The sequence below is a fragment of the Scandinavium manionii genome, from assembly GCF_024764775.1.
GTDB classification, from domain to species: domain Bacteria; phylum Pseudomonadota; class Gammaproteobacteria; order Enterobacterales; family Enterobacteriaceae; genus Scandinavium; species Scandinavium manionii.
Genome location: NZ_JALIGC010000038.1, coordinates 337,431 through 352,484, shown reverse-complemented (window position 1 = coordinate 352,484; position 15,054 = coordinate 337,431). Strand labels below are relative to the sequence as shown.

At 56.3% G+C, this 15,054-nt stretch carries 14 protein-coding genes; 11 read left to right on the top strand and 3 right to left on the bottom strand.

What is annotated here, in order from left to right:
* The 8 genes from MUU51_RS13515 (at position 1) to MUU51_RS13480 (ending at position 7,942) form a co-directional block, all read left to right on the top strand.
* Entirely contained in the window at positions 1-300 is a 300-nt protein-coding gene (locus tag MUU51_RS13515; protein ID WP_159774888.1) for a DUF4312 family protein, read from the top strand.
* A gap of 21 nt (positions 301-321) precedes the next feature.
* On the top strand, positions 322-1,098 hold the full coding sequence (locus tag MUU51_RS13510) for a DUF4311 domain-containing protein (RefSeq protein ID WP_159774886.1): 777 nt from the start codon (positions 322-324) through the stop codon (positions 1,096-1,098).
* Between the two features lie 11 nt (positions 1,099-1,109).
* Positions 1,110-1,754, top strand: coding sequence for a DUF4310 family protein (locus MUU51_RS13505; RefSeq protein WP_159774884.1), 645 nt, complete (start codon positions 1,110-1,112; stop codon positions 1,752-1,754).
* 18 nt (positions 1,755-1,772) lie between these two features.
* A complete protein-coding gene (locus tag MUU51_RS13500; protein ID WP_159774882.1) occupies positions 1,773-2,906 on the top strand; it encodes an amidohydrolase/deacetylase family metallohydrolase in 1,134 nt (377 codons plus the stop codon).
* Positions 2,890-4,008: a DgaE family pyridoxal phosphate-dependent ammonia lyase gene (locus tag MUU51_RS13495; protein WP_159774880.1), complete on the top strand. Its 1,119-nt coding sequence runs from the start codon at positions 2,890-2,892 to the stop codon at positions 4,006-4,008. The genes MUU51_RS13500 and MUU51_RS13495 overlap by 17 nt, the downstream gene beginning before the upstream one ends.
* Positions 4,005-4,745, top strand: coding sequence for a 2-dehydro-3-deoxy-phosphogluconate aldolase (gene dagF, locus MUU51_RS13490; protein ID WP_159774878.1), 741 nt, complete (start codon positions 4,005-4,007; stop codon positions 4,743-4,745). Before MUU51_RS13495 ends, dagF begins: the two co-directional genes overlap by 4 nt.
* Before the next feature lie 87 nt (positions 4,746-4,832).
* Positions 4,833-5,984 (top strand): lactonase family protein, encoded by a 1,152-nt coding sequence (locus MUU51_RS13485; RefSeq protein ID WP_159774876.1) that lies wholly within the window; start codon positions 4,833-4,835, stop codon positions 5,982-5,984.
* Between the two features lie 47 nt (positions 5,985-6,031).
* On the top strand, positions 6,032-7,942 hold the full coding sequence (locus MUU51_RS13480) for a BglG family transcription antiterminator (RefSeq protein WP_159774874.1): 1,911 nt from the start codon (positions 6,032-6,034) through the stop codon (positions 7,940-7,942).
* Between the two features lie 32 nt (positions 7,943-7,974).
* Here MUU51_RS13480 and nrdG read toward each other — a convergent pair whose 3' ends face one another.
* The 3 genes from nrdG to MUU51_RS13465 form a co-directional block, all read right to left on the bottom strand.
* Complete coding sequence (gene nrdG, locus MUU51_RS13475) at positions 7,975-8,439, bottom strand: anaerobic ribonucleoside-triphosphate reductase-activating protein (RefSeq protein WP_258967932.1); 465 nt, start codon at positions 8,437-8,439, stop codon at positions 7,975-7,977.
* On the bottom strand, positions 8,439-10,577 hold the full coding sequence (gene nrdD / locus MUU51_RS13470) for an anaerobic ribonucleoside-triphosphate reductase (protein ID WP_258967931.1): 2,139 nt from the start codon (positions 10,575-10,577) through the stop codon (positions 8,439-8,441). Before nrdD ends, nrdG begins: the two co-directional genes overlap by 1 nt.
* Before the next feature lie 373 nt (positions 10,578-10,950).
* The gene (locus MUU51_RS13465) at positions 10,951-11,694 is read right to left on the bottom strand and encodes a MurR/RpiR family transcriptional regulator (RefSeq protein ID WP_159774868.1); all 744 of its coding nucleotides are present in this window, start codon (positions 11,692-11,694) and stop codon (positions 10,951-10,953) included.
* A gap of 256 nt (positions 11,695-11,950) precedes the next feature.
* On the opposite strand from MUU51_RS13465, the gene MUU51_RS13460 reads away from it, so the two are divergent.
* From MUU51_RS13460 to celB, 3 genes are all read left to right on the top strand, one after another.
* A complete protein-coding gene (locus MUU51_RS13460) occupies positions 11,951-12,259 on the top strand; it encodes a PTS sugar transporter subunit IIB (RefSeq protein ID WP_110512165.1) in 309 nt (102 codons plus the stop codon).
* An 81-nt stretch (positions 12,260-12,340) separates the two neighbouring features.
* Positions 12,341-13,648 carry a 6-phospho-beta-glucosidase gene (locus MUU51_RS13455; protein ID WP_258967930.1) on the top strand — a complete coding sequence of 436 codons (1,308 nt, stop codon included), beginning with the start codon at positions 12,341-12,343 and terminating at the stop codon, positions 13,646-13,648.
* A gap of 35 nt (positions 13,649-13,683) precedes the next feature.
* On the top strand, positions 13,684-15,036 hold the full coding sequence (gene celB / locus MUU51_RS13450; RefSeq protein WP_258967929.1) for a PTS cellobiose transporter subunit IIC: 1,353 nt from the start codon (positions 13,684-13,686) through the stop codon (positions 15,034-15,036).
* Positions 15,037-15,054 lie beyond the last annotated feature (18 nt).

Sequence of the window (15,054 nt, the reverse complement as noted above, 5' to 3'; positions counted from 1 at the left end):
ATGAAAGAACAATTCACCACCACGGTGAGGGTCAAGGGCAAAGGTGAGGCCAAATCACGCGCCTTCGCCGATGCTCTCAACCAGGTACAGGGTGCGGTGATGAAAGCGTCACCGCATATTTTACTGCGCATCGAACCACAGGACGTGGCGGTTGTTCATGCGCAGGAATCGGTCCGGAAAGAGGCATTTCTGTTTATCTTTCTGCGCCGGGAGCGACGCACGTTCAGCGTTGAGCTGGATGTCACCGTCAACGTGACAGCGTTAAATCTCGACAAAGTAGATTTCGTCACGACAACATAACCATTAGAAAAGGACAGACTCATGTTCCTGATTATTCTCTTTAAATCACTCATTATCGGCGGCCTGGTCGGCGTCGGTGTGGGTGCCGGAGCTGCACGCATGTTTCATGCGCCCACCACACAAGGGATGGGTGCTTTTCGTACATTGGGCGAGCTGAACTCCTGTGAAGGTGACCCGGCCTCCCACTTCTCCTTTGGCCTGGGCTTCTTCTTTAACGCCTGGGCATCCTCAGTGGCGGCGGGGGCCTTCACTCAGGACGTTGACCACCGCATCATCCCGAACTGGGGTGCCGCGGCGCTGATGATCAAAAACCGCAACGTGGCAGAAACCCTGCACGACCCGAGAAAGATGGCGATCGCCTGTGGCGTGATTGGCATGATCGTGGTGGCATTCCTGAACTCTACCGCTTCGGCAGTACCGGAAGCGCTGCAGGTGACTGCGGTGAAAGTGCTGGTCCCTGCGGCTAACCTGCTGGTTAACACCGTGATGCCGGTTATCTTCTGGCTGGCAGCGATTGATGCCGGTAAGAAATCCGGTTTCTGGGCGACCATTTTCGGCGGCGCAGCGCAGCTGATTATGGGTAACGCCGTACCGGGCCTGGTACTGGGTATTCTGATCGGTAAAGGCGTTGAAGAGAGCGGCTGGCATCGTGTCACCAAAGTGATGATGGGCGCGATTGTGGCTCTGTTTGTGCTGAGTGCCTTCTTCCGTGGCTTCGACATGAAGATGATTGAATCCTTCCACATGACGGTGCCGAACTGGCTGGATCTGATTCACAACGCCATGAGCGGGAAATAAGGGGATAACGCATGGAACAGAATAAAGGTTTTTGGTACGCGGACTGGTCATTCCCGATCTTTGTCGGCCTGCTGTCCGCCGGCGTGTTCGCCGGGACACACATGTATTACCTGTACGGCATTGGCGCATTTAACGAAGTGGCCTTCGTCGCGATGCTGAAAGCAGGTATCGACACCGGCGCGTACGGTGCGGTTGCCGCGTTTGGCGCAAGCTTCCTGTTCGCCCGAATCATTGAAGGCTCGCTGGTGGGGATTCTGGATATCGGCGGTGCCATCCAGACCGGTATTGGTCTTGGGGTTCCGGCACTGTTACTGGGCGCAGGCATTGTTTTCCCGGTCGCTAACTTTGCGGCTTCTCTGGCGACCGGTCTGATTCTGGGCCTGGCAGTTGGCTACATCATTATCCTGGCGCGTAAATTCACCATCAATCAGAGCGACTCCACCTACGGTGCCGACGTGATGATGGGCGCGGGTAACGCCTCTGGCCGCTTCCTCGGTCCTTTGATTATCCTCAGTGCGATGACCGCCTCCATTCCTATCGGAATCGGTTCTCTGGTTGGCGCGTTACTGTTCTACATCTGGCAGAAACCGATCACCGGCGGGGCTATCCTCGGCGCGATGGTCCTCGGGTCTATCTTCCCGGTCGCGATCGGCTAAGTCTGCAAGGAGAAAGCGATGTTTGATTTACTGCTTAAGCGCGCACGACTGGTTGACGATACGGTAACGGATATCGCCATCAAAGACGGCAAGATTGCAGCGTTGGGCGAGATTAACGGTGAGGCGACGAAAGTCGTCTCTCTCAACGGCGAGCACTACGTCAGCGCGGGCTGGATTGATTTACATGTTCATTGCTACCCGAAATCGCCCATTTATAACGACGAGCCGGACAGCGTGGGCGTGGCGACTGGCGTCACCACCGTCATCGACGCAGGCAGTACCGGGGCAGACGATGTGGATACCTTCCACGAACTGACCCGCGCCTGTGCCACCGACGTGTATGCGCTGCTGAACATCTCTCGCGTAGGCCTTATTGCGCAAAACGAATTAGCCAATATGGCGAACATTGATGCTGACGCCGCGACGGCCGCCATCAAGCGCCACCCGAATTTCATCGTCGGCCTGAAGGCGCGCATGAGCAGTAGCGTGGTCGGTGAAAACGGCATCACGCCGCTGGAAAAAGCGAAAGACATTCAGAAAGCGAACGGCGACCTGCCGCTGATGGTGCATATCGGCAATAACCCGCCGAATCTTGATGAAATCACTGAACTGCTGACTTCTGGCGACATCATTACTCACTGCTATAACGGTAAACCGAACCGTATTCTGACCCCTGCGGGTGAGTTGCGGGCCTCGGTTTCCGGCGCCCTGAAACGCGGCATTAAGCTGGATGTGGGTCATGGTACCGCCAGCTTCAGCTTTGAGGTGGCGAAGCAGGCGATTGCGATGGGCATTCTGCCGCACACCATCAGTTCTGATATTTATTGCCGCAACCGCATCGACGGACCTGTTCATTCGCTGGCCCGCGTGATGGCGAAATTCCTCGCGATCGGAATGTCGTTGCCGCAGGTGATCGACTGCGTCACCGCCAATGCCGCTGAGGCCATTCGCCTGAAGAACAAAGGCCAACTGGCGGTGGGTTTCGATGCCGACCTCACCATATTCACCCTGAAACGCCAGCCGGTCACGCTGGTGGATGCTGAAAACAACGCCCTGCAGGCGGACCAGGATCTGGTGCCGCTGGCCGCCATTCGCGCAGGCAAGGGCTATATGACCGAACAAGGGAGTGCAGAACATGTCTTCGATTTATGAGAAATACCAGCTTAAACAAGTGATTAACGCCTCTGGCCGTATGACGGCGCTCGGTGTGTCGACCCCGCGCCCGGAAGTGGTTGAGGCGGTCCTGACAGGTATGAATCACTACTTCGAAATGAAAGACCTGGTCAACAAAACCGGTGAGTACATCGCGAAGTTGCTGGATGTGGAAGGCGCGACCGTGGTGTCCTGCGCCTCCGCCGGGATTGCTCAGTCTGTTGCTGCGGTACTGGTAAAAGACAGCGACTGGCTGCTGGAAAACCTGCACAACACGCCGGTTGAGAATAATGAAATCGTTCTGCCGCGCGGGCACAACGTCAACTTTGGCGCACCGGTCAGCACCATGATCGCCCTTGGCGGCGGCAAAATGGTGGAAGCGGGCTACGCCAACGAGTGTTCCGCCGATCAGCTGGCGGCGGCGATTACGCCACGTACCGCGGCAATTCTCTATATCAAATCTCACCACTGCGTACAGAAAAGTATGCTCAGCGTAGAGCAGGCGGTCGTGGTGGCGCGTAAACACAATCTGCCGCTGATTGTGGATGCTGCCGCAGAGGAAGATTTGCAGTGTTACTACCGTGCGGGCGCTGACCTCGTGATTTACAGCGGTGCAAAAGCAATTGAAGGGCCAACCAGCGGTCTGGTTATCGGTAAAACGCAGTATGTTGAATGGGTTAAACGCCAGTCAGCCGGTATTGGTCGTGCGATGAAAGTCGGCAAGGAAGGCATTCTCGGCCTGACCTGCGCCATCGAACATTACCTGACCGCAGAGAAAGAGAGCGGGGCGCAGATGGTCGAAAAAATGACGCCGTTTATTGCTGCTCTCAACGCCCTGAATGGCGTGACATCCCGCGTGGTGTGGGATGCGGCGGGTCGTGATATCGCCCGTACCGAAATCAAGTTTGATGAAGCCGTCACCCGCATCGCCACAGGCGAACTGGTGTCCGAGCTGAAAAAAGGCGAATACGCCATCTACTTCCGTGGCTACAAGGCCAACGAAGGCATTATTGAAGCTGATGTGCGCAGTGTGAATGCGCAGCAGTTGGAGATTGTCGCAAGCCGTATTGCAGAAGTGCTGAACAAGGAAAAAAACGCATGAAACTGACCCCGAATTTTTACCGTGACCGTGTCTGTCTGAATGTCCTCGCCGGGTCGAAAGCGAATGCCAGCGAAGTGTATGAGGCCGCAGAGGGCCATGTGCTGGTCGGCGTGCTCTCCAAAAATTATCCGGACGTCGCGACCGCGGTTGCCGATATGCGTGAATACGCGGCGCTGATTGATAACGCGCTCTCCGTCGGCCTTGGCGCCGGCGATCCGAACCAGTCCGAGATGGTTAGCCAGATTTCCCGTGAAGTGCAGCCACAGCACGTGAACCAGGTGTTCACCGGCGTGGCCACCAGTCGTGCGCTGTTGGGGCAGAATGAGACCGTGGTTAACGGTCTGGTGTCGCCAACCGGTACGCCGGGTATGGTCAAAATCTCCACCGGTCCCTTGAGCAGCAAAGAGCAGGACGGCATTGTGCCGGTCGATACCGCGATTGCGCTGCTGAAAGATATGGGCTGTAGCTCCATCAAATACTTCCCGATGGGTGGCCTTAAGTGTCGTGATGAATATCAGGCCGTGGCGGAAGCTTGCGCCCGCCACGATTTCTGGCTGGAGCCGACCGGTGGTATCGATCTGGAAAACTACAGCGAAATCCTTAAGATAGCCCTCGATGCGGGCGTCAAAAAGGTGATCCCACACATTTACAGTTCGATCATCGACAAAGACAGCGGCAACACCCGCCCGGCGGATGTGCGCACGCTGCTGGAGATGACGAAAAAGCTGGTAGGGTAATTTCCCGCCCTCACCCCGCCCTTTCCCAAAGGAGAGAGGCGGGAGAGGGTATCAGACCACTCATCAACTGACCGTCAAGGAGTTCCCATGCTGTCCGCACGTCATCTGCTTGTCGCTTCATTATCACTTCTCGCCACCGCTGCCAACGCACAGACACAGTTCGCCTGGGTCGGCACCTACAATCCGAACGGTGAAGGTCTGTACCGTTTCGCGGTCGATCCTTCCACCGGCGAACTGCACGACAAAACCCTGGTCAGCTCGCTGCCTAATGCTGCGCAGCTGACCGTCTCTCACGACGGTAAAACGCTGTACGCCGCCAGTGAAGCGGAAAAGGGCGTGGTGCAGGCCTGGAAAGTGGCTGCCGACGGCAGTCTGACGGAGTTGAATCAGGTGTCTTCCGGCGGCGCGGGCCCGGTGTATCTGTCCCTGACGCCGAACGGTCGCCACTTGCTGGTAGCGAACTACGTCAGCGGTACGATTGCGGTATTACCGGTGAAAGAGGACGGCAGCCTCGGTGAGGCTACGGACACGCATCAGGATGAAGGCCCGGCGGGCGCGAGCAAACCAGAAGCCGCCGTTGAAGGAAGCTTTGCCGCCAGCGATCATAACGGACCACACGCGCACATGATCGCCGCCGATCCGCAGGGAAAATACGTTTTCTCAACCGATCTGGGTCTCGATCGGATCTACCAGTATCAGCTGGATGATGCCACCGGCAAGCTGACGCCAAACACGCCGCCGTTTATTGCTGCATCTTCCAAAGGTGCCGGCCCGCGTCACTTTGTCTTCACGCCGAAGGGAGATGGGCTATGGTTAATCAACGAAGAGGCCTCGACGCTGACGCACTACCGCCTCGATTCGGCGAAGGGCACGCTGACCGAAGGAAAAACCGTCTCATCGCTGCCAAAAGACTATAAAGGCACCAATTTTGCTGCCGGTTTGACGCTGAGTCACGATGGGAAACAGTTATATGTCGCCAATCGTTTGCATAACAGCGTCGCACACTTTACGGTATCCGCCGACGGTGAGCTCATTCATCAGGATGATGTGTGGACGCGTGGGGATTACCCGCGCACCGTCACGCTGGACCCGAAAGGCCAGTGGCTGTACGTCATGAACCAGCGCAGTGACAACATCACTCGCTTTAAGGTCGCCCCGCACACCGGAAAATTGACCTTCGAGCCTGGCTACACTGCGGTAGGCAGCCCATCGCAAATGGTGATATCACCCAAAAATTAAGCTGGCTGTCGGGCGTTCATCGCCCGTTTTGAAAAGAGGACACCCGAGTGCGATTTCCGAACCAACGCTTAGCGCAACTGTTTGATATGTTGCAAAACGAAACGCTGCCGCAGGACGAGCTCGCCCAGCGGTTGTCCGTTTCTACGCGTACGGTTCGGGCAGATATCACCGCGCTCAATGCCCTGCTACTTCAGCACGGCGCGCAGTTTGTGCTTAGCCGGGGTAACGGTTATCAGCTGCGTGTGGATGACCCGACGCTGTTCCAGTCTTTGCAGGATTCCCGCCCGCGCCTGCTGCGTATTCCGCGAACCGGTAGCGAGCGGGTGCATTATTTGATGGTGCGTTTTCTGACGTCAGCCTTTTCTCTGAAGCTGGAAGATTTGGCCGATGAATGGTTTGTCAGTCGCGCCACCTTGCAGGGTGATATGGCGGAAGTGCGTGAATGGCTGGCTCGTTATCAGCTGACGCTGGAAACCCGGCCGCGGCACGGCGTGAAGCTGTTCGGCAGCGAAATGACCATCCGTGCCTGCCTGACAGACCTGCTGTGGCAACTGGCGCAGCAGGACAGCACCAATCCGCTGCTGACCCAGGAAGCCCTCAATGCGGGCGTGCCTGAGCAACTGACATCCGTGTTGCAGGACGCGTTTAGCCGCTGGCATATTCGCCTCACCGACGAAGGTGAGCTGTTCGTGCGGCTGTATTGCGCGGTGGCGGTGCGTCGCGTTAGCGAGGGGTATCCGCTGCCGGAATTCAGCGCCGATGATGTCGATGACGCGGTGCGCAACGCGGCCCGTGATATCGCCGTCGCGATTCAACAGTTGGCGGGCAAAACCCTGGCCCCTTCGGAAGAGAACTGGTTACGAGTGCATATTGCGGCGCGCCAGGTGCAGGATATCGCCCCGAGCCAGATTAACGCCGACGACGATGAAGCGCTGGTGAATTACATTCTGCAGTACATCAACAGCCACTATAACTACAACATGCTCAGCGATGAGCAGCTGCACGCAGACCTGCTGACCCACATCAAGACCATGATCACCCGCGTGCGCTACCAGATTATGATCCCTAATCCGCTGCTTGATAACATCAAACAGCACTATCCGATGGCCTGGGATATGACTCTGGCGGCAGTGTCCGGCTGGAGCAAATACACGCCGTGGACCATCAGCGAAAATGAAATTGGTTTCCTGGTGCTGCATATCGGCGTCGGGCTTGAGCGCCATTACAACATCGGTTATCAGCGTCAGCCGCGCGTGCTGCTGGTATGCGATGCGGGCAACGCGATGGTGCGGATGATTGAAGCGGTACTGCAGCGCAAGTATCCGCAGCTGGTGATGACCGAAACCATCACCCTGCGCGATTACGAACAGCGGGATGGCATCAGCGAAGACTTCGTGGTTTCGACGGTACGCATCACTGAGAAAGACAAACCGGTGGTGGTGATGTCGCCTTTCCCAACCGACTATCAACTGGAGCAAATCGGCAAGCTGGTGCTGGTGGACCGAACCCGTCCGTGGATGCTGGAGAAGTTCTTTGATGCTCGCCATTTCCGTATCATCAACGAGCCGGTCGATCAGCAGACGTTGTTTGCCGAACTGTGTGAGCAGTTACACGATGAAGGGTTCGTTGATGACGACTTTGTTGAGTCGGTCATTGAACGTGAGGCGATTGTCAGCACCATGCTCGGCGATGGCATTGCCTTGCCGCACGCATTGGGGTTAATGGCCAAGAAAACGGTGGTGTACACGGTGCTGGCCCCGAAGGGAATTGCCTGGGGCGATGAAACCGCGCAGGTGATTTTCCTGCTCGCCATCAGCAAAAGCGAATACGAAGAGGCGATGGCGATTTACGATATTTTCGTCACTTTCCTGCGTGAACGCGCCATGGCCCGACTCTGTATCTGCAAAAACTTCAGTGAGTTTAAAACCGTGGCGATGGAGTGCGTGAGCCGGTTTTGATACAAAAAAGCGGAGCCAGAGCTCCGCGTTTTCTAACGCAGGTGATGAACCACCTGATTGCTGCTGCCGCGCCAGATAAGCGCCGGGTCTTTGAGGTCCTGCACAAACTTGCCATCGATCAGCACGTTGATGAGGTTCACCACTTCCAGCTGTTCCGGACTTAGCTCATCAAGCTTGTAGCCCGTCCACACCCAGATATCTTTCCCCGGGCATTCCGCCTGAATGCGTTTCACCAGCCGCAGGATCTCCGCCACATTTTGCGGATGCAGCGGATCGCCACCCGAGAGCGAAATCCCCTGTCGTTTGACGCGCGTATCATTGAGGTCAGCGATGATGCGGTCCGCCACCTCGTCGGTAAACGGCAGGCCGGAGTTCACCCGCCAGGTGCTTTTGTTGTAGCAGCCAGGGCATTCATGCACGCAGCCGGAGACGAACAGGGTACAACGCGTACCCGGTCCGTTGACGATGTCGACCGGATAATATTGGTGGTAATTCATCAGCCTAACTGCCCATTCCCCAAATGCTTCACGCGACGTTTCACTTCTTCCTGCTTACCGGCGTTGAACGGACGTGCGTCCGGGCTGCCGAGATAGCCACACACGCGGCGAGTTACGGACACCCGCGCGGCGTCGTGGTTACCGCATTTCGGACAGGTGAAGCCTTTGCTGGTGCATTCGAACTCACCGGTAAAGCCGCACTCGTAGCATTCGTCGATCGGCGTGTTGGTTCCGTAATACGGCACGTGCTGATAGCTATAATCCCACACGTCTTCCAGCGCTTTCAGGTTGTGCTGAATGTTCGGGTATTCGCCATAGCAAATGAAACCACCGTTAGCGATTGGCGGATAGGCCGCTTCGAAATCAATCTTGTCGTACGGGTTCACCTTCTTCTCCACGTCGAGGTGGAAGCTGTTGGTGTAATAGCCTTTGTCGGTCACGCCATCGACCAGGCCGAATTCGGCGGTGTCGAGACGGCAGAAGCGGTCGCACAGGTTTTCGCTTGGTGTGCTGTACAGGCTGAAGCCGTAGCCGGTCTCGTCTTTCCACTGATCCACGGCGTCACGCAGACGCTGCACAATGGCCACGCCTTTTTCGCGCAGTGCCTCGCTGTCGTACATGTGCGAATCGCCAAATAGCGCGTTAATGGTTTCGTGAATGCCGATATAGCCCAGAGAAATGGACGCGCGCCCGTCTTTGAAAATTTCCGACACATCGTCGTCAGCCTTCAGACGCACGCCGCAGGCACCTTCCATATACAGGATGGGGGCCACGCGCGCTTTGACACCTTCCAGGCGAGCGATGCGGGTCATCAGCGCCTTACGGGCAAGCTGTAAACGTTCGTCCAGTAAGGTCCAGAACGCGGCTTCGTCGCCTTTGGCTTCCAGTGCAATGCGCGGCAGGTTGAGGCTGATAACGCCGATGTTGTTGCGGCCTTCGTGGATTTGCTCGCCGTTTTCGTTTTCCCACACGCCGAGGAAACTGCGACAGCCCATCGGAGTCTTGAACGAACCGGTCACTTTCACCACCTGGTCGTAGTTCAGGATGTCCGGATACATACGCTTGCTCGCGCACTCCAGCGCCAGTTGCTTGATGTCGTAGTTAGCGTCACCGGCTTTGTGGTTCAGACCATCGCGAATCGCAAACACCAGTTTTGGAAACACCGCGGTTTTGCGGTTTTTGCCCAGACCGGCAATACGATTACGCAGGATAGACTGCTGGATCATCCGCGATTCCCAGCGGGTGCCCAGGCCAAAGCCGAAGGTCACGAATGGCGTTTGGCCGTTGGCGGTGTGCAGCGTGTTCACTTCATATTCCAGAGACTGGAACGCGTCGTAGCACTCTTTCTCGGTACGGGCGTGGGCGTAACCGTCGGCATCAGGAATTTGCCATTCTTCTGCCGTTTTACGATGTTTTTCAAAACTTAAGGTGACGAACGGGGCCAGCACTTCATCGATGCGGTTGATGGTGGTACCGCCATAGATGTGGCTCGCCACCTGGGCGATTATCTGCGCGGTGACGGCGGTGGCCGTAGAGATGGACTTCGGCGGTGCAATTTCCGCGTTACCCATCTTGAAGCCCTGAGTCAGCATGCCTTTGAGGTCAATCAGCATGCAGTTGAACATCGGGAAGAACGGCGAATAGTCGAGATCGTGATAATGAATTTCACCGCGCTCGTGCGCCTGCACCACGTCATAAGGCAGCAAATGCTGGCGCGCGTAGTGTTTGGCCACGATACCCGCCAGCAGGTCGCGCTGGGTCGGGATCACTTTGCTGTCTTTATTGGCATTTTCGTTGAGCAGTGCGGAGTTGGTCTGCTCAACCAGACCACGAATTTCCTGATTCAGACGACCGCGCTTTTCACGTTGTACGTCACGGTCGTGACGGTACTCAATGTACGCGCGCGCCAGCTGTTTGTACGGGCCAGACATCAGCTGGTTTTCGACCGCTGTCTGGATTTCGTTGATATCAACGTGGTCGCGGCCCTGCATTTGTTCGCTAACGACTGCTGCGACGGTGGCGCAATAGTCTGCGTCATCGACTCCCGCTGCTTTGGCCGCACGCAGGATAGCTTCCTGGATGCGTGCTGACTTGAAAGGCGCTTTACAGCCGTCTCGTTTCATCACATGCGGTGTCATGATCACTCCATAATTATAAGAACAGGTTATCCACAGAGGGGGAATGCGCACCTGAGACGCCAATGGGCTTATGCACCAATAGCTTCCTCAGGTTCCGGCCCTTTTTATCCACAAAACTCATCACTCGTGTCCTTGGGGGATTGGTGTGAGAATAGGTGATTAATACAATATGTAGGGTCGGTGTGCATTCTAAGTTCTATATATAGTGATATGCATCAAACATGTTTGCGATTTTTTTGATTCAGAACAAAGTAAAAACGGGACAGTACAGCAGACGGGCAACGCGGCTTAAAATGAAATTTCTGATAATTTGAGGTGTGTAAAAAAGTAGCGAAATCAGTTGGTCACCGTGCAACCCATGTTGTGAAAAAGATCACGCAATGAGGGTGTCGTTCAGCAAGTCGACCAGCATCAGCAGAGCGTAACGCGCAGCCTGGGCGGAAGGGGCCAGCGGCAGCACTTCTGCGGCCATATTGCTCAGCGCGTGGGTATCCGGCGTGAGAGCAAAGATAGTCGCGCCCTGCATTCTGGCCTGTAGTGTGGCGCTTTGCAGCAGGTTATCCGCCGGGCCGGTGGCTAACACCAGCAGAACGTGATCGTCGCTGAGGGTGCTGGCAATCATGCGCATCAGGTTGCCGTCCTGGCACAGATTGATGGCGATGCCGAGCGGCAGTAGCTGGTGTTGTAGCAGGGTTGCGAGCGGGATGTCCTGCTCGCCGAGGGCAAAACAGTGAACCGCGCGGGCAGTTTGTAGCCGCGCTTTCAGCTTTTCCACCGCGCTTTCGCTGGTGTGCTGCAGTTGGTGGGTCAGGGTCAGATTGACGGTATCAAAGCGGTCGTGCCAGCTGGATGGCAGGGCGGCGCTGTTGCCTGACACCCAGGTCGAGCGGCGTTCGCTGGCCTGCGCCAGTTGTTTACGCAGGTCACGAATATCATCGCAGCCCACAGAACGGGCAAAACGGGTGATGGTCGCCGGACTGACGCCCGCTTTCGCCGCCAGTTCGTCAATCGAAGCACTGGCGGTAAAACTCATGTTTTCCAGAATAAACGCCGCCACCCGGGATTCCTGGGTGCTGAAACGGCTCATCCCATCCTTCAGTTGACCAACGATATCCATCCGGTTGTGTCCTTTGCGCGAAGTCACGACTTGAAAATATTTTTCACTTATTGATAACTCACTTTATACCATTAATTCCCAATAACGCCTACGTGTTCGCGTGATCTTCCCGCTGCACAGACGTAAATAATGGCTGAAAACTATGCATTGATCACATCCATGAAAATAAATTTCACATAGCCTTCACCATTACATAATCTTAACAAATAGTCATTCGTATCCAGATTGACCGTATGAATCACTGAAGGGGAAAGTCATGCAACGAATTGTTTTATGCTGTGCCGCTGGAATGTCGACCAGCATGCTGGTGAATAAAATGAAAGCCGAAGCGCAGCTGCGTGCGCTGGAGCTGGATATCTACGCCGTGCCCGTCGCTGAATTCGAACGCGAGCTGCCGGGTGCCGATGTGGTGCTGCTGGGCCCACAGGTCAAATATGAAATTGCCCGCCTGTCCGCCATCGCTGAGCCGCAGGGCAAAGCCGTCGCGGTTATCGACATGGCCGACTACGGCATGATGCGCGGCGCGGCGGTGCTCGACAAAGCGCTGGCCCTGATCGCTCACTAATTTTCTTTATATCCTGACTGGCACTTCCGCGTGGCGTTCGCGTCCACGCGTGGGCTTTCGTGTGCCGAAAACGAGGTCATCATGCAATCCTTAAAAATCGCCGTGATCGGCGGCGGCAGCAGCTACACCCCGGAACTGATTGAAGGGATTATTGTGCGTTACGACCAGCTTCCCGTAACGGAACTGGCGCTGGTGGACGTGGAATCAGGCCGCGAAAAAGTCGATGTTATCGCCGCGTTGACCCAGCGAATGCTCAAACACAAAGGACTCGAACACGTCAAAGTCAGCGTGCATTTCACGCTGGATGATGCAATTCGCGGGGCCAATTTCGTGCTGACGCAACTGCGCGTCGGGCAACTGGCGGCGCGTGCCCAGGATGAGCGGTTAGGACTGAAATACAACCTGCTGGGCCAGGAAACCACCGGCGTGGGCGGCTTCGCCAAAGCGCTACGTACCATTCCGGTGATTCTCGAGGTGGCGCGAAAAGTGGAAGAGCTGGCCCCCGACGCCTTTATTCTCAACTTCACCAACCCGGCGGGGATCGTCACCGAAGCGGTCAGCCGCTACAGCAAGGCGAAAATCATCGGCCTGTGCAACGTGCCCATCAACATGCAGCACATGATTGGCAAAATGCTTAACGCCGATGAAGCCACGCTGAACCTGCGCTTCGCCGGGCTGAACCACATGGTGTGGATCCACAAAGTAATGCAGGACCATCAGGACGTCACCGCGAAAGTGATTGAGATGCTGTGCGACGGCAATGCGCTGTCGATGAACAACATCAAAGAGCTGCCGTGGCCTGCCGATTTTCTGCGTGCGCTGAAAGCCATTCCGTGCCCGTACCATCGCTATTTCTGGCTGACGCCAGCAATGCTCGCCGATGAGATCGAAGCGGCGAAAAGTAAAGGCACCCGCGCAGAGCAGGTGATGAAGGTCGAGCAGGAGCTGTTTGCGCTGTATGCCGATCCGAATCTGGACGAAAAGCCGGAGCAGCTGAGCTTCCGCGGCGGTGCCTACTACTCCGAAGTGGCGGTGGAGCTGATCAACGCTATTCACAACAATTTGGGCAAAGAGATGGTGGTGAACACCCGTAATAACGGGGCGATCCACGGACTGGACGACGATGCGGTGGTGGAAACCAACAGCATTATCGATGCGCAGGGTGCGCGGCCGCTGGCGTTTGGCCCGCTGCCACCGGCGATGAACGGACTCACTCAGCAGGTCAAAGCGTTCGAACACTTAACGATTGAGGCGGCGGTTCACGGCTGTCGGGAAAGTGCGCTGCTGGCGCTGGTGACCAACCCGCTGGTGGGCAACGTCACCGATGCACAGGCGCTGCTTGAGGAAGTGTTAACCCTGAATCGTCAGTGGTTACCGCAATTTAACTGAGTTCGGCTTTTTAACGTAAGAGACGGGGTTTCACCATGTCAAAAACTACGCTTATTGAACGCTATGTCATGCCCGTCGCGCTGAAAATCGCCGGGCAGAAGCATGTATTGTCGGTGCGTGACGGCATCATTCTGAATATGCCGTTTATGCTGATCGGCTCATTTTTCCTGATTTTTGCCTACCTGCCGGTGCCGGGTTATGCCGACATGATGACCCATCTTTTTGGCGACGTCTGGCGTGACAAAATGCTGTATCCGGTGAAAGCCACCTACGACATCATGGCGCTGATTTCGAGCTTCGGCATTGCGTATCGTCTGGCGGAAAAATACCGTACGCTCGATCCGCTCACCGCCGGAGCGATGTCGCTGGTGGCGTTCGTGATGACCATCCCGCAGAACACGTTGTTCACGCCAGTGCACGGCGCGGCAGAAGTGGTGAAAGGGGTGATCCCGGTGAGTATGGTGGGCAGCCAGGGACTGTTTGTCGCGATTGTGATTTCGCTGCTTTCCACTGAGATTTACCGCTTTGTCGCCAACCGTAACCTGGTGATTCGTATGCCGGACGGCGTGCCGCCTGCGGTGGCAAAATCGTTCCTCGCGCTGGTGCCGGGTTTCTGCGTGCTGGCGGTGGTGCTGGCGCTGCGTCTGGCGGTGGAAGCTTCACCGTTCGGCGACATCAACAGCATGATTGCAACGTTGATCGGCATTCCGATGCATCACGTTGGCGGCACGTTGCCGGGGATGATTATCTCGGTGATTCTGATTGGGATCCTGTGGACGCTCGGCCTGCACGGCGATGCGATTGTGCTGGTGTTCATTCAGCCGGTGTGGCTGTCGAACATGGCGGAAAACCTGACCGCCTTCCAGAGCGGTTTACCTATTCCGCACATTATCACTCAGCAGTTCTACGATCTGTGGATTGCGCCGGGCGGGACGGGGGCGCTGTTAGGGCTGGTGATTTTCATGGTGTTCCGCAGCCGCAGCGCACAGATGAAGCAACTGGGTAAAATCGCCGCGCCAGCCGCGCTGTTCAACATCAGCGAACCGATGGTGTTTGGTATTCCGCTGGTAATGAACCCGTATTTCTTCCTGCCGTTTATCCTGACGCCGGTGCTGCTGGTGATAGTTACCTACACCTCGATGGCGACCGGGCTGGTGGCGCCGCCTGCGGGGATTGCGCTGCCGTTCACCACGCCGATTTTCATCAGCGGCTATCTGGCGACCGGCGGGCATATTTCCGGCACCGTGTCGCAGGCGGTAAACCTCGGGATTTCGCTGGTGATTTACTATCCGTTCTTCCGCGCCTGGGACAAGCTGAAGGCGAAAGAGGAATATGCGTCGCAGCAGAACGAAACGGCGGTGACCGCAGAAGGCGTGCCAAACGCGTAACGCGATTGCCCGGCGGCA

Bases quoted from the DNA above. Each gene is read 5' to 3' on its own strand.
- MUU51_RS13515 (WP_159774888.1), top strand. From the start codon at position 1: ATGAAAGAACAATTCACCACCACGGTGAGGGTCAAGGGCAAAGGTGAG.
- MUU51_RS13510 (WP_159774886.1), top strand. From the start codon at position 322: ATGTTCCTGATTATTCTCTTTAAATCACTCATTATCGGCGGCCTGGTC.
- MUU51_RS13505 (WP_159774884.1), top strand. From the start codon at position 1,110: ATGGAACAGAATAAAGGTTTTTGGTACGCGGACTGGTCATTCCCGATC.
- MUU51_RS13500 (WP_159774882.1), top strand. From the start codon at position 1,773: ATGTTTGATTTACTGCTTAAGCGCGCACGACTGGTTGACGATACGGTA.
- MUU51_RS13495 (WP_159774880.1), top strand. From the start codon at position 2,890: ATGTCTTCGATTTATGAGAAATACCAGCTTAAACAAGTGATTAACGCC.
- dagF (WP_159774878.1), top strand. From the start codon at position 4,005: ATGAAACTGACCCCGAATTTTTACCGTGACCGTGTCTGTCTGAATGTC.
- MUU51_RS13485 (WP_159774876.1), top strand. From the start codon at position 4,833: ATGCTGTCCGCACGTCATCTGCTTGTCGCTTCATTATCACTTCTCGCC.
- nrdG (WP_258967932.1), bottom strand. From the start codon at position 8,439: ATGAATTACCACCAATATTATCCGGTCGACATCGTCAACGGACCGGGT.
- nrdD (WP_258967931.1), bottom strand. From the start codon at position 10,577: ATGACACCGCATGTGATGAAACGAGACGGCTGTAAAGCGCCTTTCAAG.
- MUU51_RS13465 (WP_159774868.1), bottom strand. From the start codon at position 11,694: ATGGATATCGTTGGTCAACTGAAGGATGGGATGAGCCGTTTCAGCACC.
- MUU51_RS13460 (WP_110512165.1), top strand. From the start codon at position 11,951: ATGCAACGAATTGTTTTATGCTGTGCCGCTGGAATGTCGACCAGCATG.
- MUU51_RS13455 (WP_258967930.1), top strand. From the start codon at position 12,341: ATGCAATCCTTAAAAATCGCCGTGATCGGCGGCGGCAGCAGCTACACC.
- celB (WP_258967929.1), top strand. From the start codon at position 13,684: ATGTCAAAAACTACGCTTATTGAACGCTATGTCATGCCCGTCGCGCTG.